Origin of the sequence: Pseudoalteromonas thalassia, assembly GCF_049257215.1 — a bacterium.
GTDB classification, from domain to species: domain Bacteria; phylum Pseudomonadota; class Gammaproteobacteria; order Enterobacterales; family Alteromonadaceae; genus Pseudoalteromonas; species Pseudoalteromonas lipolytica_C.
Genome location: NZ_JBMMUE010000022.1, coordinates 16,503 through 36,188, shown reverse-complemented (window position 1 = coordinate 36,188; position 19,686 = coordinate 16,503). Strand labels below are relative to the sequence as shown.

At 41.2% G+C, this 19,686-nt stretch carries 14 protein-coding genes; 11 read left to right on the top strand and 3 right to left on the bottom strand.

All coding sequences use genetic code 11. The annotated features are described in order from the left end of the window. The first annotated feature begins 378 nt into the window (after positions 1–378). The 7 genes from dnaA (at position 379) to AAEU31_RS19130 (ending at position 10,067) form a co-directional block, all read left to right on the top strand. Positions 379–1,779 (top strand): chromosomal replication initiator protein DnaA, encoded by a 1,401-nt coding sequence (gene dnaA, locus AAEU31_RS19160; RefSeq protein ID WP_135923085.1) that lies wholly within the window; start codon positions 379–381, stop codon positions 1,777–1,779. A gap of 13 nt (positions 1,780–1,792) precedes the next feature. Further along, on the top strand, positions 1,793–2,896 hold the full coding sequence (gene dnaN, locus AAEU31_RS19155) for a DNA polymerase III subunit beta (protein ID WP_199526836.1): 1,104 nt from the start codon (positions 1,793–1,795) through the stop codon (positions 2,894–2,896). A gap of 5 nt (positions 2,897–2,901) precedes the next feature. Beyond that, complete coding sequence (gene recF, locus AAEU31_RS19150; RefSeq protein WP_199526835.1) at positions 2,902–3,996, top strand: DNA replication/repair protein RecF; 1,095 nt, start codon at positions 2,902–2,904, stop codon at positions 3,994–3,996. Positions 3,997–4,008: 12 nt separating this feature from the next. Continuing rightward, a complete protein-coding gene (gene gyrB, locus AAEU31_RS19145; protein WP_199526834.1) occupies positions 4,009–6,435 on the top strand; it encodes a DNA topoisomerase (ATP-hydrolyzing) subunit B in 2,427 nt (808 codons plus the stop codon). A 143-nt stretch (positions 6,436–6,578) separates the two neighbouring features. Then, on the top strand, positions 6,579–7,478 hold the full coding sequence (glyQ, locus tag AAEU31_RS19140; protein ID WP_054554789.1) for a glycine--tRNA ligase subunit alpha: 900 nt from the start codon (positions 6,579–6,581) through the stop codon (positions 7,476–7,478). Positions 7,479–7,486: 8 nt separating this feature from the next. Further along, positions 7,487–9,556, top strand: coding sequence for a glycine--tRNA ligase subunit beta (gene glyS, locus AAEU31_RS19135; RefSeq protein ID WP_421968044.1), 2,070 nt, complete (start codon positions 7,487–7,489; stop codon positions 9,554–9,556). Positions 9,557–9,617: 61 nt separating this feature from the next. Then, a complete protein-coding gene (locus AAEU31_RS19130) occupies positions 9,618–10,067 on the top strand; it encodes an early set domain-containing protein (protein WP_295510837.1) in 450 nt (149 codons plus the stop codon). A 173-nt stretch (positions 10,068–10,240) separates the two neighbouring features. Here the strand turns inward: AAEU31_RS19130 and tusA are convergent, their stop codons facing one another. From tusA to fadB, 3 genes are all read right to left on the bottom strand, one after another. Then, positions 10,241–10,480, bottom strand: a complete 240-nt coding sequence (tusA, locus tag AAEU31_RS19125; protein WP_054554785.1) for a sulfurtransferase TusA — start codon at positions 10,478–10,480, stop codon at positions 10,241–10,243. A 153-nt stretch (positions 10,481–10,633) separates the two neighbouring features. After that, positions 10,634–11,800, bottom strand: a complete 1,167-nt coding sequence (gene fadA, locus AAEU31_RS19120; protein ID WP_138557619.1) for an acetyl-CoA C-acyltransferase FadA — start codon at positions 11,798–11,800, stop codon at positions 10,634–10,636. Positions 11,801–11,805: 5 nt separating this feature from the next. Continuing rightward, the gene (fadB, locus tag AAEU31_RS19115; RefSeq protein ID WP_421968043.1) at positions 11,806–13,965 is read right to left on the bottom strand and encodes a fatty acid oxidation complex subunit alpha FadB; all 2,160 of its coding nucleotides are present in this window, start codon (positions 13,963–13,965) and stop codon (positions 11,806–11,808) included. A gap of 195 nt (positions 13,966–14,160) precedes the next feature. Between fadB and AAEU31_RS19110 the strand changes: the two genes are divergently transcribed. From AAEU31_RS19110 to AAEU31_RS19095, 4 genes are all read left to right on the top strand, one after another. Beyond that, on the top strand, positions 14,161–16,047 hold the full coding sequence (locus AAEU31_RS19110; protein ID WP_199526970.1) for a transglycosylase SLT domain-containing protein: 1,887 nt from the start codon (positions 14,161–14,163) through the stop codon (positions 16,045–16,047). A gap of 90 nt (positions 16,048–16,137) precedes the next feature. Continuing rightward, complete coding sequence (gene pepQ / locus AAEU31_RS19105) at positions 16,138–17,460, top strand: Xaa-Pro dipeptidase (protein WP_135923093.1); 1,323 nt, start codon at positions 16,138–16,140, stop codon at positions 17,458–17,460. Positions 17,461–17,518: 58 nt separating this feature from the next. Beyond that, positions 17,519–18,136: a YigZ family protein gene (locus tag AAEU31_RS19100; protein WP_135923094.1), complete on the top strand. Its 618-nt coding sequence runs from the start codon at positions 17,519–17,521 to the stop codon at positions 18,134–18,136. A gap of 97 nt (positions 18,137–18,233) precedes the next feature. Next, entirely contained in the window at positions 18,234–19,685 is a 1,452-nt protein-coding gene (locus AAEU31_RS19095; protein ID WP_135923095.1) for a TrkH family potassium uptake protein, read from the top strand. Position 19,686 lies beyond the last annotated feature (1 nt).

Below are 19,686 nucleotides of genomic sequence, written 5' to 3'. Positions count from 1 at the left end.
GCCGTAATTATAAAGGATCTTATTTCGTGATCATATAGGATCATCATAAATAAGAAGTTTTCCACAGCCTCTGTATAAAAAGTGAATAAAAGCTTGGGAAAAGCGAATTCGATCGTAGAATTTGATCGCGATCTGCCCCTTAATTTGCTATGATCACTATTCGGAGTTAAAAAATATTTTATACAATAATCAATGGTTTAGTATTTTCTTTGTGCGAGATCATATTTTAAATAAAAATCAATCTTGTACTTGTGGATAAAGTACCTTCATAATAGTCGGTCTTGGCCAGAAATATTGGTCAAATATTAGCAATAAATGTTTGATTTTCCATCATTAAAGATGAACGGGAATAATAATTAAATCTCTGGGAGTTTAATAGTGTATCTGTCGGTTTGGCAAAGTTGTTTATATGTATTGCAAGATGAATTGCCTTCACAGCAGTTCAGTATGTGGGTAAGGCCACTTCAAGCAGAAAGTACCGAAGATACGTTGACTATATATGCACCTAACCGTTTTGTTTTAGATTGGGTGAGAGAAAAGTACTTAAACCGTATTAATGAACTACTCGTTGAAATTTGTGGTGATGAAGCGCCTGAACTTCGTTTTGATGTAGGTAGTAAACCAATTTTAAATGCCCAAGCGGCATCAGCACCGGCTGCATCAGAAGCAAGCGCACCAGTGAGTGCACAGCACACTGCCGAAAAACTCCAACCAAAACCTGAAAAAGCAGCAGTAGAGCCTGCGCCAAAATCAGGTTATAAATCAAACATTAAAGAAAATTATACCTTTGATAGCTTTGTTGAAGGTAAATCAAACCAATTAGCAAAAGCCGCAGCGACTCAAGTAGCAGATAACCCAGGTTCGGCATTTAACCCTGTATTTATATATGGTGGTACGGGCTTAGGTAAAACTCACTTATTACACGCCGTTGGTAACGGTATTATGGCTAATAAGCCAGACGCGAAAATTGTCTACATGCACTCAGAGCGATTTGTGCAAGACATGGTTAAAGCGCTGCAAAATAATGCCATCGAAGAGTTTAAACGTTATTACCGAAGTGTTGATGCATTGATGATCGATGATATTCAATTTTTCGCTAATAAAGAGCGCTCACAAGAAGAGTTCTTTCATACCTTCAATGCTTTACTTGAAGGAAATCAACAGATTATATTAACTTCAGACCGCTATCCAAAAGAGATAGAAGGGGTTGAAGACCGCCTTAAATCACGTTTTGGCTGGGGCTTAACCATTGCAATTGAGCCGCCAGAACTTGAGACGCGGGTTGCCATTTTGATGAAAAAAGCGCAGCAAAGTAAAATTAACTTACCCCATGAAGTTGCCTTTTTCATCGCTAAGAAATTGCGTTCAAATGTGCGTGAATTAGAAGGGGCGTTAAACCGCGTTATTGCTAATGCAAACTTTACTGGTCGTCCAATTTCGATCGACTTTGTAAAAGAAGCCCTACGTGACTTACTTGCGCTGCAAGATAAACTGGTAACGATAGACAATATTCAACGCACTGTTGCTGAGTATTATCGTATTCGTGTGTCAGATTTACTATCGAAACGCCGTAGTCGTTCAGTAGCAAGACCACGCCAAGTAGCAATGGCATTATCAAAAGAACTTACAAATCACAGTTTACCTGAGATTGGCGACGCCTTTGGTGGTCGCGATCATACAACTGTATTACACGCTTGTCGTAAAGTTAAATCACTACGTGATGAAAGCCACGAAGTGAAAGAAGATTATCAAAACTTAATAAGAACCTTGTCATCTTAAGGCCGACTTTATTATGCAAATAACAATATCAAGAGAGCAATTTTTAAAACCTTTAGTTCAAGTGTCTGGTGCGATTGAGCGTAAGCACACCTTACCGATTTTATCGAATGTACTGTTAGTTGTAGAAAACGGGCAACTTTCGATGACGGGTACCGATCTTGAAATTGAGTTAGTGGCGAGTGTGTTCGTTGGTGAAGACACATCTGATACAAAATTAACCTTGCCGGCTAAAAAGTTACTCGATATTTGTAAAAGTTTACCTGATGGCTCAGACCTTACTTTAAGTAGCCAAGATCACCAATTGCTACTAACCAGTGGTAAAAGCCGCTTTTCTTTAACAACTCTTGCTGCAGAAGACTTTCCTAATCTTGAGCAGTGGGATGGTGAAGTTGAGTTTCAACTGACTCGCTTAGAATTACGTAAGCTTCTTGAAAGCACACATTTTTCTATGGCGAATCAAGACGTACGTTATTACTTAAATGGTATGTCATTTGAAGTTGATAACACTGACATAAAAACGGTTGCTACAGATGGCCACCGTTTAGCGATTGCACAAAAGCAATTACCGCAATCTTTGAATACACAACGTCAGCTAATTATTCCACGAAAGGGTGTGCAAGAAATTATGCGCCTAATGGTAGCTGATGATGAGTTAGTAACCATTCAATTTGGTGCTAACCATATTCGTATTATTGATACAGAGTTCACATTTACCAGTAAACTTGTTGATGGTCGTTTTCCTGACTATCGTCGTGTATTGCCGCGTGGTGGTGACAAAGTGATTACTGCTAATCGTGAGTGGTTACGCAGTGCTTTCCAACGTGTGTCTATTTTATCAAATGAAAAATTTCGTGGTGTTCGTTTAAATCTGTCTGAAGGTTTATTAAAGATTACGGCAAACAACCCTGAGCAAGAACAAGCTGAGGAAGTAGTTGAAGTAATGTATCAAGGCGGTGAGCTAGAAATTGGTTTTAACGTTTCATATGTTCTTGATGTTTTAAATACCTTAAAAACAGAAGATGTTACTTTTACACTTGCTGATTCAAATAGTAGTGCATTAATAGAAGGTGCTGGTGACGAAGAAGCAATGTATGTTGTTATGCCGATGCGTTTATAGACTTTATGAGTTTAAGTCATTTAAGCCTCAATAATTTTCGGAATATTGAGGCGCTGACACTCGAGCCAGTAAATGGGATTAATATTATTTACGGCGAGAATGGCAGCGGAAAAACCAGTCTCCTTGAGGCTATTTATTTCCTTTCTCACGGTAAATCATTTCGTACCGCCAAGCACAAAAATATCATTCAGCATCAACAAGACAAGTTTGTGATCCACGGTCGTAAAGCATTACATGATTTGTCTATTCCCATTGGTATAAGCAAAAACCAAGCGGGTGAAACATCTTTAAAAATTCAAGGTAAAACGAGTCGTAAAATATCTGAATTGGCTCAATTAATGCCTGTTCAAGTTATTACGCCAGAAAGTTATTCCTTGTTTTTTGGTGGCCCAAAAGAGCGTAGAAAATTTCTCGATTTGGGATTGTTCCACGTGGAACATGACTTCTTTTATTTGTGGCAATCTTTTAACAAAGTACTAAAGCAACGGAATGCATTACTAAAGAGTAAGCCACGAGATTATTTTCAACAGATCAAGTTTTGGGATAAAGAATTTGTTAGACTAGCTGAACAAATAAATAATCTAAGAATCGCGTATATAAGTAGGTTTAAGCAGCAATTTTTTGATAAAATGTGTGCAGAATTAACGCTAGTAAGCGATTTACAAATTAACTTCAATGCGGGTTGGAAAGAGAGTGAAATGCTCTCAGAAGCTCTTGAGCAAAGCTTTGAGCGTGATGCCAAGCAAGGTTTCACAAGTAAAGGCCCGCATAAAGCTGATTTTAGTTTTAGCGTTTCTGGTAATAGCGTAGAAAATACATTTTCGCGCGGTCAATTGAAGCTATTGCTTTATGCGTTAAAAGTGACGCAAAATAGCTTAATTGAGTCAGAAACTAATAAGCAATCTATATTGCTAATAGATGACTTACCTTCAGAGTTAGGTGAAGATACAAAAGAAAAAGTGGGTCAACTTTTGACACACTGCGATTCACAACTTTTTATCTCATCGATTTTATCTGAAAGTATTTCTGCTGTGGTGGAACCCATGCAACGAGAACTAAAAATGTTCCACGTGAAACATGGCAACCTAATAACAAGATAAGTGGGATTAACCATGTCTGAGAATTACGATTCGTCGAGTATTAAAGTACTAAAAGGATTAGACGCAGTAAGAAAGCGTCCAGGAATGTATATAGGGGACACCGATGACGGTACAGGCTTACACCATATGGTGTTTGAGGTTGTTGATAACTCTATCGATGAAGCCTTAGCTGGTCATTGTGATGATATTTTTGTAACGATTCACTTAGACGGTTCTGTCTCTGTAAGAGATAACGGTCGTGGTATTCCTACGTCAATTCATGAAGAAGAAGGTGTATCAGCTGCCGAAGTTATTATGACGGTACTTCACGCTGGTGGTAAGTTCGATGATAACTCATATAAAGTATCTGGTGGCTTACACGGTGTAGGTGTATCAGTAGTAAATGCACTTTCTGAAAAACTACAACTAACTATTCGTCGAGAAGGAAAAATTCACCAACAAACTTACACTATGGGTGTGCCAGATGCACCATTAGCTGTGATTGGTGAAGCAAATGACACAGGTACTGAGTTACGTTTTTGGCCAAGTGGTGAAACGTTTACTGACCTGAATTTCCACTACGACATTTTAGCGAAGCGCTTACGTGAGCTTTCTTTCTTAAACTCAGGTGTAAGTATCATTCTTACTGATGAGCGTGAAGAAACTAAAACAGATCACTTTAAATACGAAGGTGGTATTCAAGCGTTCGTAGAATATCTAAACCGTAATAAAACACCTGTACATAAAAGTGTTTTCCACTTTACCCATGAGCGTGAAGAAGACGGTATTAGTGTAGAAGTTTCAATGCAGTGGAACGATGGTTTCCAAGAAAGCATTTACTGTTTCACAAACAATATTCCACAACGTGATGGTGGTACGCACTTAGCTGGCTTTAGAGCGGCATTAACGCGTACGCTAAATAACTACATGGAAAAAGAAGGCTTTAACAAAAAAGCGAAAACAACCAGCAACGCAACGGGTGATGATGCTCGTGAAGGCTTAACTGCAGTTGTAAGTGTTAAAGTTCCTGATCCTAAGTTCTCATCACAAACCAAGGATAAACTAGTATCAAGTGAAGTTAAGTCTGCTGTAGAACAAGCGATGGCAGAAAAACTAACAGAGTTCTTATTAGAAAACCCTGTTGATGCTAAAACGGTTGTAGGTAAAATCATTGATGCAGCACGTGCTCGTGAAGCAGCGCGTAAAGCACGTGAAATGACACGCCGTAAAGGTGCAATGGATTTAGCGGGTTTACCAGGTAAACTGGCAGACTGCCAAGAAAAAGATCCAGCTTTATCAGAACTATACATAGTGGAGGGTGACTCTGCAGGTGGTTCAGCTAAGCAGGGTCGTAACCGTAAAAACCAAGCTATCTTGCCACTAAAAGGTAAGATTCTTAACGTTGAAAAAGCACGCTTTGATAAGATGCTTTCTTCTCAAGAAGTAGCAACATTAATCACAGCGCTAGGTTGTGGTATTGGTCGTGATGAATATGACCCAGAAAAACTTCGTTATCATCGTATCATTATCATGACCGATGCGGACGTGGATGGTTCTCACATTCGTACATTATTGCTAACTTTCTTCTATCGTCAAATGCCAGAGATTGTAGAAAAAGGCTTTATCTATATTGCGCAACCACCACTTTATAAAGTGAAAAAAGGTAAGCAAGAACGCTACATTAAAGATGATCCAGCACTTGTTGATTACTTAACGTCATTGGCATTAAACAATGCTGCACTTTATACAAGTGAAGGTGCATCTGCACTTGAAGGCGAAGATTTAGAAAGAATCGTTCACGATTATCAAAATACAGTTAAAGTTATTGAGCGCTTAAAACGTAAATATCCAAATTCGGTTATGGAACGTTTAATCTATCAAAGCGAAATTACCGAAGCTGATTTAGCAGATGAAGCAAAAGTTAAAGAGTGGACTAAAACCCTTGTTGACGACTTAATTGCACGTGATGAAGATGCAACTATCTTCCACGCCGGCACTGAGCACGATACTGAGCGCAACATGTATTATCCTGTTGTGAATATTCGTCAGCATGGTGTGGATAAAGCTCATGTACTAAACCATGACTTCATTACATCGCGTGACTATAAACGCATTGCAGCAACGGGCGTAAACATTGCTAACATACTTGAAGAAGGTGCTTACATACAACGTGGTGAAAAAACATTAGCTGTTGATAACTTTGTGGATGCATTAGAGTGGTTAATCAATGAATCGAAGCGTGGCCTTTATATCCAACGCTATAAAGGATTGGGTGAAATGAACCCTGATCAGCTTTGGGAAACAACTATGGATCCAGCTGCACGACGCATGTTGAAAGTAACAATCGAAGATGCTGTTGCCGCTGACCAATTGTTTGCGACACTAATGGGTGACCAAGTTGAGCCTCGTCGTGATTTCATCGAAACGAACGCGCTACGTGTAGTTAACCTAGACGTATAAGCAAATAATGATATTTATAAGAAGGAGCCACATGGCTCCTTTTTTTATTACTGAAAAAGCACAAACTGCTTAAAACCTTACTGCACACAAGGTATACTGAGAGCAATTTTCAGACTAAACGCACCAGATACTATAAGCCAAATATGCAAAAATATGACGTTAAAACCTTTCAAGGTTTGATCCTGGCTTTACAGGACTATTGGGCACAGCAAGGCTGTGTGATTGCTCAACCACTGGATATGGAAGTGGGAGCAGGGACATTTCATCCGTTAACGTTCTTAAAGTCGATTGGCCCAGAGCCAATGTCGAGCGCGTATGTTCAACCATGCCGCCGTCCAACTGATGGTCGTTATGGTGAAAACCCGAACCGATTACAACACTACTACCAATTCCAAGTAGTATTAAAACCATCACCAGAGAACATCCAGGAGCTTTATTTAGGCTCTTTAGCTGCTGTAGGTATTGATACGCTAACTGACGAAGTTCGCTTTGTAGAAGACAACTGGGAATCACCTACATTAGGTGCTTGGGGTCTAGGTTGGGAAATCTGGCTAAACGGTATGGAAGTAACTCAATTCACTTATTTCCAACAAGTAGGTGGCTTAGAGTGCTCACCGGTTACGGGTGAAATCACATATGGTCTAGAGCGTTTAGCAATGTATATACAGGGCGTAGATAGCATCTATGATCTAGTATGGGCAGACGGTCCTATGGGACGTGTAACATACGGTGATGTGTTCCATCAAAACGAAGTAGAGCAGTCAGCTTATAACTTCGAACAAGCGGATGTTGAGTTCTTATTTGCACAGTTTGATCACTGTGAGAAAGAAAGTGAAAAGCTAATCGAAGCAGGCTTACCATTACCAGCTTATGAGCAAGTAATGAAAGCATCACATGCGTTTAACTTATTAGACGCTCGTCACGCTATCTCAGTAACAGAACGTCAACGTTATATCTTACGTGTTCGTGCTTTATCTAAAGCGTGTGCACAAAGTTACTATGATGCCCGTGAAGCACTTGGTTTCCCGCTTTGTAAGGATTAAGAATTAGCATGTCAGCAGAAAATTTATTAGTAGAAATTGGCACTGAAGAGTTGCCACCGAAAGCACTTCGTAAACTTGCTGAGTCATTTGCTGAGAACTTAACAGCAGAACTTGCAAGCTTAGAATTAGCACATCAAGGTGTTAACTGGTACGCATCTCCACGTCGTTTAGGTTTACGTGTAACAGCACTTGAAGCAAAGCAAAGTGACAAAGTAGTTGAAAAGCGTGGTCCTGCAGTAGCTGCCGCATTTGATGCCGATGGAAACCCAACTAAAGCAGCAATGGGTTGGGCACGTGGTTGTGGTATCGATGTAAGCGATGCAGAAACGATTGAAACAGATAAAGGTGCTTGGTTATTACATAAAGCACAGGTTGAAGGTCAAGCAACAACTTCGCTTATGAGCGATGCTGTAAACAAGGCACTTGCAAAATTACCTATCCCTAAACCAATGCGTTGGGGTGCGAGTAAAACGCAATTCATTCGTCCTGTACACACAGCAACCATTTTATTTGGTAGCACGCTAATCGAAGGTGAGATCCTTGGTAAGCAAGTTGGTAACCAATTACAAGGGCACCGATTCCATCATCCAGAAAAAGTAACAATCAACCACGCTGATGATGTGTTTGATGTTCTTAAGTCTGCGTATATTGTTGCTGACTTCGAAGCGCGTAAAGAGCAAATTCGTGAGCAGATTGAAGCAGCCGCAGCTGCTGTAAATGCAAAAGTAGCGATGGATGAAGACTTACTTGAAGAAGTAACATCGTTGGTTGAATGGCCAGTAACACTAACAGCAACATTCGAAGAAGCATTCTTAGACGTTCCTTCTGAAGCGCTTATTTATACTATGAAGGACGATCAAAAGTACTTCCCGTTATTAGATCAAGATGGCAACTTACTAAACAAGTTCCTATTTGTTTCTAATATCGAAAGTAAAGATCCAAGCGTAGTAATTGCGGGTAACGAAAAAGTTGTTCGTCCTCGTTTAGCCGATGCACAGTTCTTCTACGAAACAGATAAGAAGAAAACGCTAGAAAGCCGTTTAGAGTCGCTAGATACTGTTTTATTCCAAAAGCAACTTGGTACGCTGAAAGATAAATCTGAGCGTATTAGTGAGCTTGCAGGTTACATTGCTGAGCAATTAGGTGCCGATGCCGAGCTTGCTAAGCGTGCAGGTCTGTTAAGTAAAACAGACTTAATGACCGAAATGGTCATGGAATTTACCGACGTACAAGGTGTAATGGGTATGCATTACGCGCGTCACGACGGTGAAGCTGAAGAAGTTGCACTCGCGCAAAATGAACAATACATGCCTCGCTTCGCGGGTGATAACTTACCAACAAATGTGATCAGCTGTGCTGTCGCAATTGCTGATAAGTTTGATACGCTGGTGGGTATTTTCGGTATTGGTCAAGCGCCAAAAGGTGATAAAGACCCATTTGCACTTCGCCGTGCTGCAATTGGTGCACTTCGCATCATGGTTGAAAAATCATTACCGCTAGATATCTTAGACCTTGTTGCTAAATCACAAACGCTATTCGGTGAAAAGCTAACTAACCTTAACGTATCAACAGATGTGTTTGAGTTTATGCTAGGTCGTTTTCGTGCATGGTATCAAGATGAAGGTATCGAAGTTGATGTGATCCAAGCTGTACTAGCACGTCGTCCAACTAAACCTGTTGATTTCGATCGTCGTGTTAAAGCGGTAAGTCACTTCCGTACATTAGACGCAGCAGAAGCGCTTGCAGCAGCAAATAAACGTGTAAGCAATATCTTGGCTAAAAATGACATCACAACACAAGTTGATGTAAATGAGAGCCTATTAAGCGATGACGCAGAAAAAGTATTAGCGTCACACGTTGCTAAGTTTGCAACTGAGCTTGCACCTTTATATGCAAATGGCGATTACCAAGAAGCATTGTCACAACTTGCGGGTATTCGTGAGAGTGTTGATAACTTCTTCGATAACGTCATGGTAATGGCCGATGACGAAGCGGTTAAACAAAACCGTTTAGCATTATTAAGCCAACTAAGCCGTCTGTTTTTAGATATTGCTGATATTTCTGTACTTCAGAAGTAAGCAGTAGCCAATTAATAAAAGCCAGCTCAGTGCTGGCTTTTTTGTAGCATAAGGAACAGTAATGAAACGTATAATTACTTTAGCATTAGCAGGCTTATTAACTGCCTGTTCTAGCCAAATGCAAATGCCAAGCATTGACGATATTCTGCCAAGTAAAGACCTCGACCGTACTATGTATTTACGTGGTGACTTTACTCTATGGGATGCTGAGCCTCAGTATCAATTAGAGCAAGTTGCACCGGGTATATTCCAAACCGAAGTAAAGTTTTCAACACCTGGTAAGGTGTATGAATTCAAAGTAGCGGATGCAGATTTTAGCGAAGGCTATAACTGTGGTTACAGTGATATGGACCCAGCAGGGCAATCATTGGTTCTAGGCCAAGCTGCCAATGCCGACTGTAATACCATCTACAATTATTTCAGCTTTAAACCCGCTGCAAAAGGTGTGTATGTAGTGAGCTTTGATTACCGCAATAGTAATCAACCAAAAGTGACGGTAACTCGAAAGTAAAAGTTGGTAGGTTGGGTAGAGCGGAGCGATACCCAACGCACACTCACTTTGAAAGTTAGCTGGGGTATCTAACTCTGCAACGGATTATTGATCGGGAGTGTTCGATATATAGCAGCAGATAGGTATCTCTAACACGTTGGGTTTCGTTGCTCTCAACCCAACCTACGAGCTCGTTACAACCCTTTCTTCACTAAGTATCGATACGGTGCTTGCTCTACATCTTTTGCCACAAGTGTGTGATCCATAAAAGTACAAAAGCTTGGGATATCGCGGGTGGTTGATGGGTCGTCGGCGATAATAAGTAAGGTTTCGCCATCTTTCATTTTACGTACTGCGCCACGCACCATCATCACAGGTTCTGGACAACGAAGGCCAAGTGCATCTAATTGGTGATCGGGATTATCAAAACTCATGGCTGACCTTTTGGATGAAAGAGACGATTAATAAGCGGCTATTTTAACTTTCTATTGCCGCCAGTTTCAATAAGCGAAAGCAAAGCAAATAAAAAAGGCGCACTGAGCAAATCAGTGCGCCTTTTTATCACCAAGATGTTTGGTGTGAGCTCGTTATTCTACGCGCTCAAATACAGTTGCAATACCTTGGCCTAAACCAATACACATTGTTGCTAGACCGTATTTAGCGTTCTTGTCTTCCATTAGGTGAACAAGCGTTGTGCTAATACGTGAACCAGAACAACCAAGTGGGTGACCAAGTGCAATTGCACCACCATTTAGGTTAACTTTTTCATCTACCACATCCATCAGACCTAGGTCTTTTAACACTGGTAGAGATTGTGCTGCGAATGCTTCGTTAAGCTCTGCAACATCGATATCGTCAATAGTGATACCAGCTTGTTGAAGTGCTTTTTGCGATGCAGGAACAGGGCCATAACCCATGATTGATGGATCGCAACCTGCAACAGCCATTGCTTTAATACGCGCACGAATTGGTAAACCAAGTTCTTTAGCTTTCTCTTCGCTCATTACAAGCATGGCTGATGCGCCGTCAGAAAGAGCAGATGAAGTACCTGCAGTTACGCTACCTGATGCTGGATTGAATACTGGACGAAGTTGCGATAAACCTTCAACAGTTGTCTCAGGACGGATTACTTCATCGTCTTCAACTAAGATTAAAGAACCATCTGCATCGTGACCTTCCATTGGCAGGATTTCACGACGGAAACGACCTTCAACAGTTGCAGCGTGTGCACGTTGGTGTGAACGGTAAGCAAATTCGTCTTGTTGCTGGCGGCTAATGCCGTGCAGCGTTGCAAGGTATTCTGCTGTTAAACCCATTACGCCAGCAGCTTGTGCTACAGACGTTGATAAACCAGGGTGAAAATCATTACCGTGAGTCATAGGTACGTGACCCATGTGCTCAACACCACCAATGATATAGGTATCACCAGCGCCTGTCATAATTGCACGTGCCGCATCGTGTAACGCTTGCATTGATGAACCACATAAACGGTTAACTGTTACTGCTGGTACTGAGTGTGGGATACCGGCTAGTAGTGCTGCGTTACGAGCAATGTTAAAGCCTTGCTCTAAAGTTTGTTGTACACAGCCCCAGTAAATATCATCAATTGATGCTGGATCAACGGCTGGGTTACGGTCTAACAAGCCTTTCATTAAGTGAGCACTTAAATCTTCCGCACGCTTGTTTTTGAATACGCCGTTCTTTGAACGACCCATTGGTGTGCGGATACAATCTACGATTACTGGATTATTCATGTTTCTTATCCTTCCACCTTATAGAATACACGGCCTTCTTCGGCCCACTTGCGAGTTTCATCTGATACTTGGTAAATCGCACCTAAGTGAGCGTACTTGTCTGCTGTTGCAACAAAGTTCGCTAAACCTGTTTGATCTAAGTAACGGAATGCACCGCCTCTAAATGGAGGGAAACCAATGCCGTAAATTAGCGCCATATCAGCTTCTTGTGGTGACGCTACGATACCTTCTTGTAAACAAAGTAGCACTTCGTTGATCATAGGTACCATACAACGGTCGATGATTTCTTGTTTATCAAAATCTTTAGGTGCATCAGTGATAGCACTTAGTAGCTCAGTTGCTGTTGCATCTTGCGATTTTTTAAGACGACCGCGACGGTCAGGTGCATATTGGTAGAAACCAGCGCCATTTTTCTGACCAAAACGTTTTTCGTTTGCAAATACAGTTACTGGGTCTTTGTCTTGACGAGCCATACGCTCAGGGAAGCCGTCAGCCATTACGCCAGTGCAGTGGTAAGCTGTATCGATACCCACAACATCAAGCAGATAAGCAGGACCCATAGGCCAGCCAAATACGTTTTCCATCACTTTATCAACTTTTGCGAAGTCAGCACCTTCAACAACTAGTTTGCTGAAGCCTGCAAAGTAAGGGAATAGCACGCGGTTTACAAAGAAACCAGGGCAGTCGTTTACAACAATTGGTGATTTACCAAGTTTTAATGCGTAATCAACAACGGCATTAATTGTTGCTTCTGATGTTTTTTCACCACGAATGATTTCTACTAATGGCATTTTTGGCACTGGGTTAAAGAAGTGCATACCGCAGAAGTTTTCTGGTTTTTCAAGAGCAGACGCTAACTCATCAATACGAATAGTTGATGTGTTTGAAGTTAGGATAGTGCCCGCAGGTAAGTCTTTTTCAAGACCAGCAAGAACGGCTTGCTTAACTTTAGGGTTTTCAACAACCGCTTCAACAACGATATCAGCACCTTGTAGGTCTGCATCGTTTAGCGTTGGTTTGATTTTACCTAAAGTAGCAACCATCTTATCCATTGTCATGTGGCCACGTTGTACTTTTTTACCAAGTAGCTTAGATGCTTCGCCCATACCTAAATCAAGAGCATCTTGGTTGATGTCTTTCATGATAATAGGTGTGCCTTTATAAGCAGACTGATATGCAATACCGCCGCCCATAATACCTGCACCTAATACAGCAGCTTGTTTAATTTCAAGCTCACTGTGCTTAGCTTGCTTCTTCGCTTTACCTTTAATGTATTGGTCAGCTAAGAAAATACCGGTTTGCGCGGCAGCTTCGCTTGTTGCTGCAAGTTTAGCAAAGTTAGCGTTTTCAATAGCCATTGCTTCAGCGCGTTCACAGTTTGCAGCAGCTTTGATTGTTTTTACAGCCATAACAGGTGCTGGGTAATGACCTTTTGTCTGACCCATTACCATGCCTTCAGCCATCGCAAAGCTCATACCTTGCTCAACACGGTTCATTTTCAGTGGCTGTAATTTTACTTGTCGTTTTGCTTGCCAATCTAGCTTACCAGCGATGGCTTGCTCAAGTGTTGCAATACTTGACTCTAGAAGTTTGTCAGCACTAACTACTGCATCAAAAGCACCTACTTTTAAGGCATCAGCAGCGCGGTTTTCTTTACCTGTAGTGATCCATGTCATCGCATTATCAGCGCCAATAAGGCGTGGAAGGCGAACTGTACCACCAAAACCAGGCATGATGCCTAGTTTAACTTCAGGTAGGCCAATTTTAGCGTTAGAGCTAGCAACGCGGTAATCGGTAGCAAGTGCCCACTCACATCCACCGCCAAGCGCCATGCCGTTTACAGCACTTAGCGTTGGGAAAGGTAAATCTTCAATTGCATCAAAAACGTCAGTTGCATTTTTGATCCATGCAACAAGTTCTTCTTGAGGTTTAGTGAAAGTAGGTAAAAATTCGAAAATGTCGGCGCCGATAATGAAATGATCTTTATCGCTGGTGAACACCATGCCTTTGATATCTGAGTTTGTTGCCAATTCTTTTAATGCTAAAGCGCAATCTTGCAAGGTTTGCTGCGAAAGTTTGTTTACTGAGCCGTCAGCACAGAACTTAAACTCGGCGATGTTGTCCTTGATGAAAGCAACTTCAAATGAATCGCTTTTATATAACATTATTATTCTCCCTAGTTTATTAACTAAGACTGGTACGATGAGTTTGCATTTCAATCAGTGTGCTTGCTTTAAAATGAAAATGCAACGAAAAAATTACTACGCTTTATCGCGATTGATTAAAATATAGCTGGTTTGATGCTAAGGTGTAGTGGAACTTTTTTGTTAGTTATTCTTTAATTTTTGTTAAAGGTCATCATGAAAAAACAACTCCTTGGTTGGACGGCTGCCGCATTACTTTTTCCTTTTTTTGCAGCCGACGCCAACGATAAACATGACGCTTTCTTAAAAGCAGAAAAAAAGGCCCGTTACGGTGATTATCAAGACATGAAAGAGGCGGCAAATGGGCTTAATCACCCATTAAAGCCTTATGTTGAAATGGCTTATTGGCAGCGTAACCCAAGCCTTAAGCATCAAACTGAAATCGAAAACTTTTTAAACGTTTATCAAAATACGCCTTTAGAATGGCCTGTGCGAAAAACGTGGCTTGAGTACTTAAAACAGAATAATAAAAAAGCAGCGTATATTCGTAATTATCGAGAAACCAGTAATAACGAACTGACCTGCCCATATTTGAGTTTTCAATTAGATTTGGGTGCACCTGAAAAAGCTATTATGAATCAGGTGACTGATTTATGGGTGGTGGGAGATTCACAACCGAAAGAATGTGATCAGCTTTTTTCCTTATGGAAGAAAAAAGGCTACCAAACCCAGCAACGAGTTTGGCAACGCATTACATTAGCGGCTGAAGGTGGATCAGCAAGTTTAATTCCTTATTTAAAAACCTTACTTCCTCGCAATGAACAATATTTAGCTGATTTATATTTAACAGTGCGAAGAGACCCAAGTGCATCAGCTGGCTTATATCGATTTAAAAAGAAAACAGCCAAAGAGGGACAAATAGCACTTTATGGTGTGAAGCGTTTAGTTTGGCGAGATAAAGATTTAGCACTAAGGGCGTGGGAAAAACTCGATAAAATGTTCACCTATACGGATGAACAAAAAGCGGATGTGTATTACAGCTTTGCTTTATCGCTCGCTTCAAGTGGTCATAATCAAGCGCGTTTTTGGCTTAACAAAGTACCGAAAGAGCGGCAAACAAGTAAACTTATGCAATGGCAGCTTGCTAACATGCTTGAAAGACAAGATTGGTCAGGGATCGCTGCCTTTTTTACCGGTAAAGAAAATTTAAGTTTAGGGCAGCAATATTGGTTGGCATATAGCTTAAATCAGCGTGGCGAAGTCGAACGAGCTCGTGCCATTTGGCAAACAGTGGCAAAAGAGCGTGATTATTATGGGTTTTTAGCATCTGCTCGGTTAGGTATTCCTGTAAGCTTAAATAACAAAGGATTACAAGTAAGTGATCAACTCAAGCTTGAGGTTGCAAATGCACCTGGTTTTAAACGGGCTCGAGCGCTTTATGAGCTTGAACGTTTCACATCTGCGCGTCGTGAGTGGAATTATTTAACAGATACATCAACCAAAGAAGAAAAGCTCGCGGCTTCGATGCTCGCGGCAGAGCTTGACTGGTATGACAGCACTATTTATACCTTGGCACAAATAAAAGAATGGGATTATGTCGAGCTGCGCTTTCCATTTGCCTTTAAAAATATTTTTGAAAACTACAGTAATCGCAGTCATATAGATGTTGCGTGGAGTATTGCAATTTCACGACGTGAAAGTTCGTTTGCTCCTGATGCTCGCTCTCATGCCAATGCTTACGGTTTGATGCAATTGTTACCAAGTACAGCGAAATATATGAATAAAAGCGCTGTATCTCGAAAACAGTTATATCAACCGCGAACAAATATTCGTTTAGGTAGTCAATATCTACAGTATTTGAAAAAGAAAAATCATGGCAATGAGATCTTAGCTACGGCTTCTTATAATGCGGGTTATCATAGAATTAAGCGCTGGATACCAGAGCAAGCAATGCCAGCAGAGTTATGGATAGAGTTAATTCCTTACACAGAAACGCGCAACTATGTAAAAAATGTTTTTGCGTATAGGCAGGTATACCATACGCGTCTTGGTCGAGATGGTAATGTATTGGCGCCAATTCTTGATATGACTATGGGTGGTTAGTTTATATATGTTGCTAAATTGCCTCTGTTGGGGGATATAGCCGACTATGATAGACTGACAACAAGTTAAATTTACTAAAATGGGTTTACTATGGATAAATTAGCGGTGTTATACGCCGAACACATTGCAACCTTACAACAGCGTACTCGAACTATTACAGAGCGTGAAGGTTTAGAAGGGTTGGTGATTCACTCAGGTCAAGCTAAGCGCCAGTTTTTAGATGACATGTATTATCCGTTTAAAGTGAATCCACAATTTAAAGCCTGGTTACCGGTGATTGATAATCCACACTGCTGGATTGTGGTGGATGGTACAGCAAAACCTAAATTAATCTTTTATCGTCCTGTTGATTTTTGGCACAAGGTACCCGATGAGCCTCGTGATTTTTGGGCTGAGTATTTTGATATTGAATTGTTAGTTCAGCCAGATCAGGTAGAGAAACTGCTTCCTTACGACAAGGCTAAATTTGCCTATATCGGTGAATATTTAGAGGTTGCTCAAGCGCTGGGCTTTAGCATTATGAACCCTGAGCCAGTAATGAACTACTTGCATTACAATCGTGCTTATAAAACGCAATACGAACTTGAGTGTTTGCGTCAAGCCAACCGTATCGCAGTAGAGGGTCACAAAGCAGCACGCGATACTTTCTTTGCTGGTGGTTCAGAGTTTGATATTCAGCAAGCTTATCTCATGGCAACGCGTCAGAGTGAAAACGAAATGCCATACGGCAATATTGTTGCGCTTAATGAAAACTGTGCGATTTTGCATTACACCCATTTTGAGCCTCAAGCACCGCAAAGCCATCGTTCTTTCTTAATTGATGCGGGTGCTAACTTTAATGGTTATGCGGCAGACATCACGCGTACCTATGATTTTAAAAAGTCAGGCGAATTTAGTGACTTAATCAAGGTAATGACTGAACATCAAATTGCTTTAGGTAAGTCTTTAAAGCCAGGTTTGTTATATGGCGAACTGCATTTAGATTGTCATCAACGTGTAGCACAAGTACTGAGCGACTTTAATATTGTGAAGTTACCAGCTGCTGAGATTGTTGAGCGTGGTATTACTTCAACCTTCTTCCCACATGGTCTTGGTCATCATTTAGGCTTGCAAGTTCATGATATGGGCGGCTTTATGGCCGATGATAAGGGGACGCATCAGGCACCGCCAGAGGGTCATCCTTTCCTTCGTTGTACTCGTTTAATCGAGAAAAACCAAGTGTTTACAATTGAACCAGGTTTATACTTCATCGAATCATTACTTGGTGACCTTGCGCAAACTGATAACAAGCAATTCATTAACTGGGAAAAAGTTGAAGAGTTCAAGCCATTTGGCGGTATCCGTATTGAAGATAACATTATCGTTCATGAAGATAGCTTAGAAAACATGACCCGTGATCTACACTTAGATTAATCGTTACATGTTAGTGAATGTCGGGGCCGCTTGGCCCCATTTTTTTAGATAAACAATTATGTCTGAATATCAATATCCGGCTGAGCCGGTTTTTTACCAAGAAGAAATTAAAAAAAGCACCTTTATTGTGCATATTGCCCACACCCCAGATCTAGCGGCTGCAAAAGCCTTTATTAAAGAAATCCAAGATAAATACAGTGATGCACGACATAATTGTTGGGCGCATGTTGCAGGCAACCCAGGGGGTAGTCATGTTTATGGTTTTTCGGATGATGGAGAGCCAAATGGCACTGCCGGCAAGCCCATGCTTAATGTGTTAACTGGATCGGGTATCGGTGAAATAACGGCGGTAGTAACACGTTATTTTGGTGGTATTAAGCTTGGTACAGGCGGTCTAGTACGTGCTTATGGCGGTAGTTTAAATAATGCTATGCGTGAGCTTAAAACCATCACGAAAGTTCCGAGTATTGAGTTAATTGGCCACAGTGACTACAGCGCACAAGGGGCAATAGAGCAGTTACTAAAAAGTAAATATCAAGTGCTTAATATTGATAAGCAATTTGCTGAAAACATTACTTGGCAAATAGAGATTGATAGTCGGCAAGCTGAGCAAGCCATTAATGATGTGCATGAGCTTACTCATGGAGCAGTGGTGCTAAAACTCAGAAAAGTTTGAAATGTAAAAATAATACATTCCGTTTACTTACAATTAAGCCTATAAGACAATAAACTGTATTAGCTAAATCAATTAAATAAGAAAGCGATACGCCTCGATGCAATTTCGTACCATAATTAAAATTCTCGGCCAACTTGTGGCACTATTTAGTATCACCATGGTGCCACCGGCACTGGTGTCTTTAATTTATAAAGACGGTGGTGGTGTGCCATTCGTTCTTGCTTTCATCTTTAGTGTTGTGATTGGTTTGGCGGCTTACTATCCGAACCGTCATGAGCATGGTGATCTAAAAGCCCGAGAAGGCTTCTTGATTGTGGTTTTGTTCTGGCTGGTACTAGGTACCTTCGCAGCGGTGCCTTTAGTGTTCTTACAAGAGCCCAACCTCTCCTTAGCTGACTCCGTATTTGAAGCCTTTTCAGGGCTAACAACCACAGGTGCAACGGTACTAACCGGAATTGAATACCTGCCTAAGTCTGTACTCTTTTATCGCCAACAATTGCAGTGGTTAGGTGGTATGGGGATCATCGTACTCGCGGTCGCGGTACTGCCTATGCTAGGGGTCGGTGGTATGCAGTTATATCGTGCAGAAACCCCAGGACCTGTTAAAGACTCTAAAATGACGCCGCGTATTGCCGATACAGCAAAGCATCTTTGGTATATTTATGTATCGCTAACAATTGCCTGTACTTTAGCGTACTGGGCTGCGGGTATGGATTGGTTTGATGCGATTTGTCATGCGTTCTCTACTATTGCGATTGGTGGCTTTTCTACTTATGACGCGTCAATGGGGCAGTTCGATAGCCCTGTCATTAATTTTATTTGTGTGGTGTTTTTGCTTATTGCAGCAATTAACTTCTCACTTCACTATGCGGCGGTATCATCACGCAGTATTCGTGTTTATTTACGCGACCCTGAATTTAAAGTGTTCTTACTCATTCAATTAGCATTGGTGATTGTCTGTTTTACGGTATTGTCATCGAATAACATTTATGCCGATGGTGATGAGACTCTCGACCAAGCTATGTTCCAAGCGGTATCAATGAGTACCACCGCGGGCTTTGCTACCGATAATTTTTCGGCATGGCCTTTGTTTTTACCTATTCTACTTATCTTTTCAAGCTTTATTGGTGGCTGTGCAGGTTCTACTGGCGGCGGCATGAAAGTAGTACGTGTGTTCTTACTTTATTTACAAGGTATTCGCGAGCTAAATCGACTTGTGCATCCTAGGGCTATTTACTCTATTAAACTGGGCCGAAAAGCGTTGCCCGATAAAGTAGTCGAAGCCGTTTGGGGGTTCTTTTCTGCCTATGCTTTGGTGTTTGTGATCATCATGCTGGCATTGATGGGGACGGGTATGGACAATATAAGTGCATTCTCTGCAACGGCCGCGTGTCTAAATAACTTAGGCCCAGGGTTAGGTGAAGTTGCTGCGCATTATGGTGCCATTTCAGATTCAGCCAAATGGCTATTAACGATAGCTATGGTGTTTGGTCGTCTAGAAATATTTACCTTGTTAGTGTTATTTACTCCAACCTTCTGGCGTGGATAAA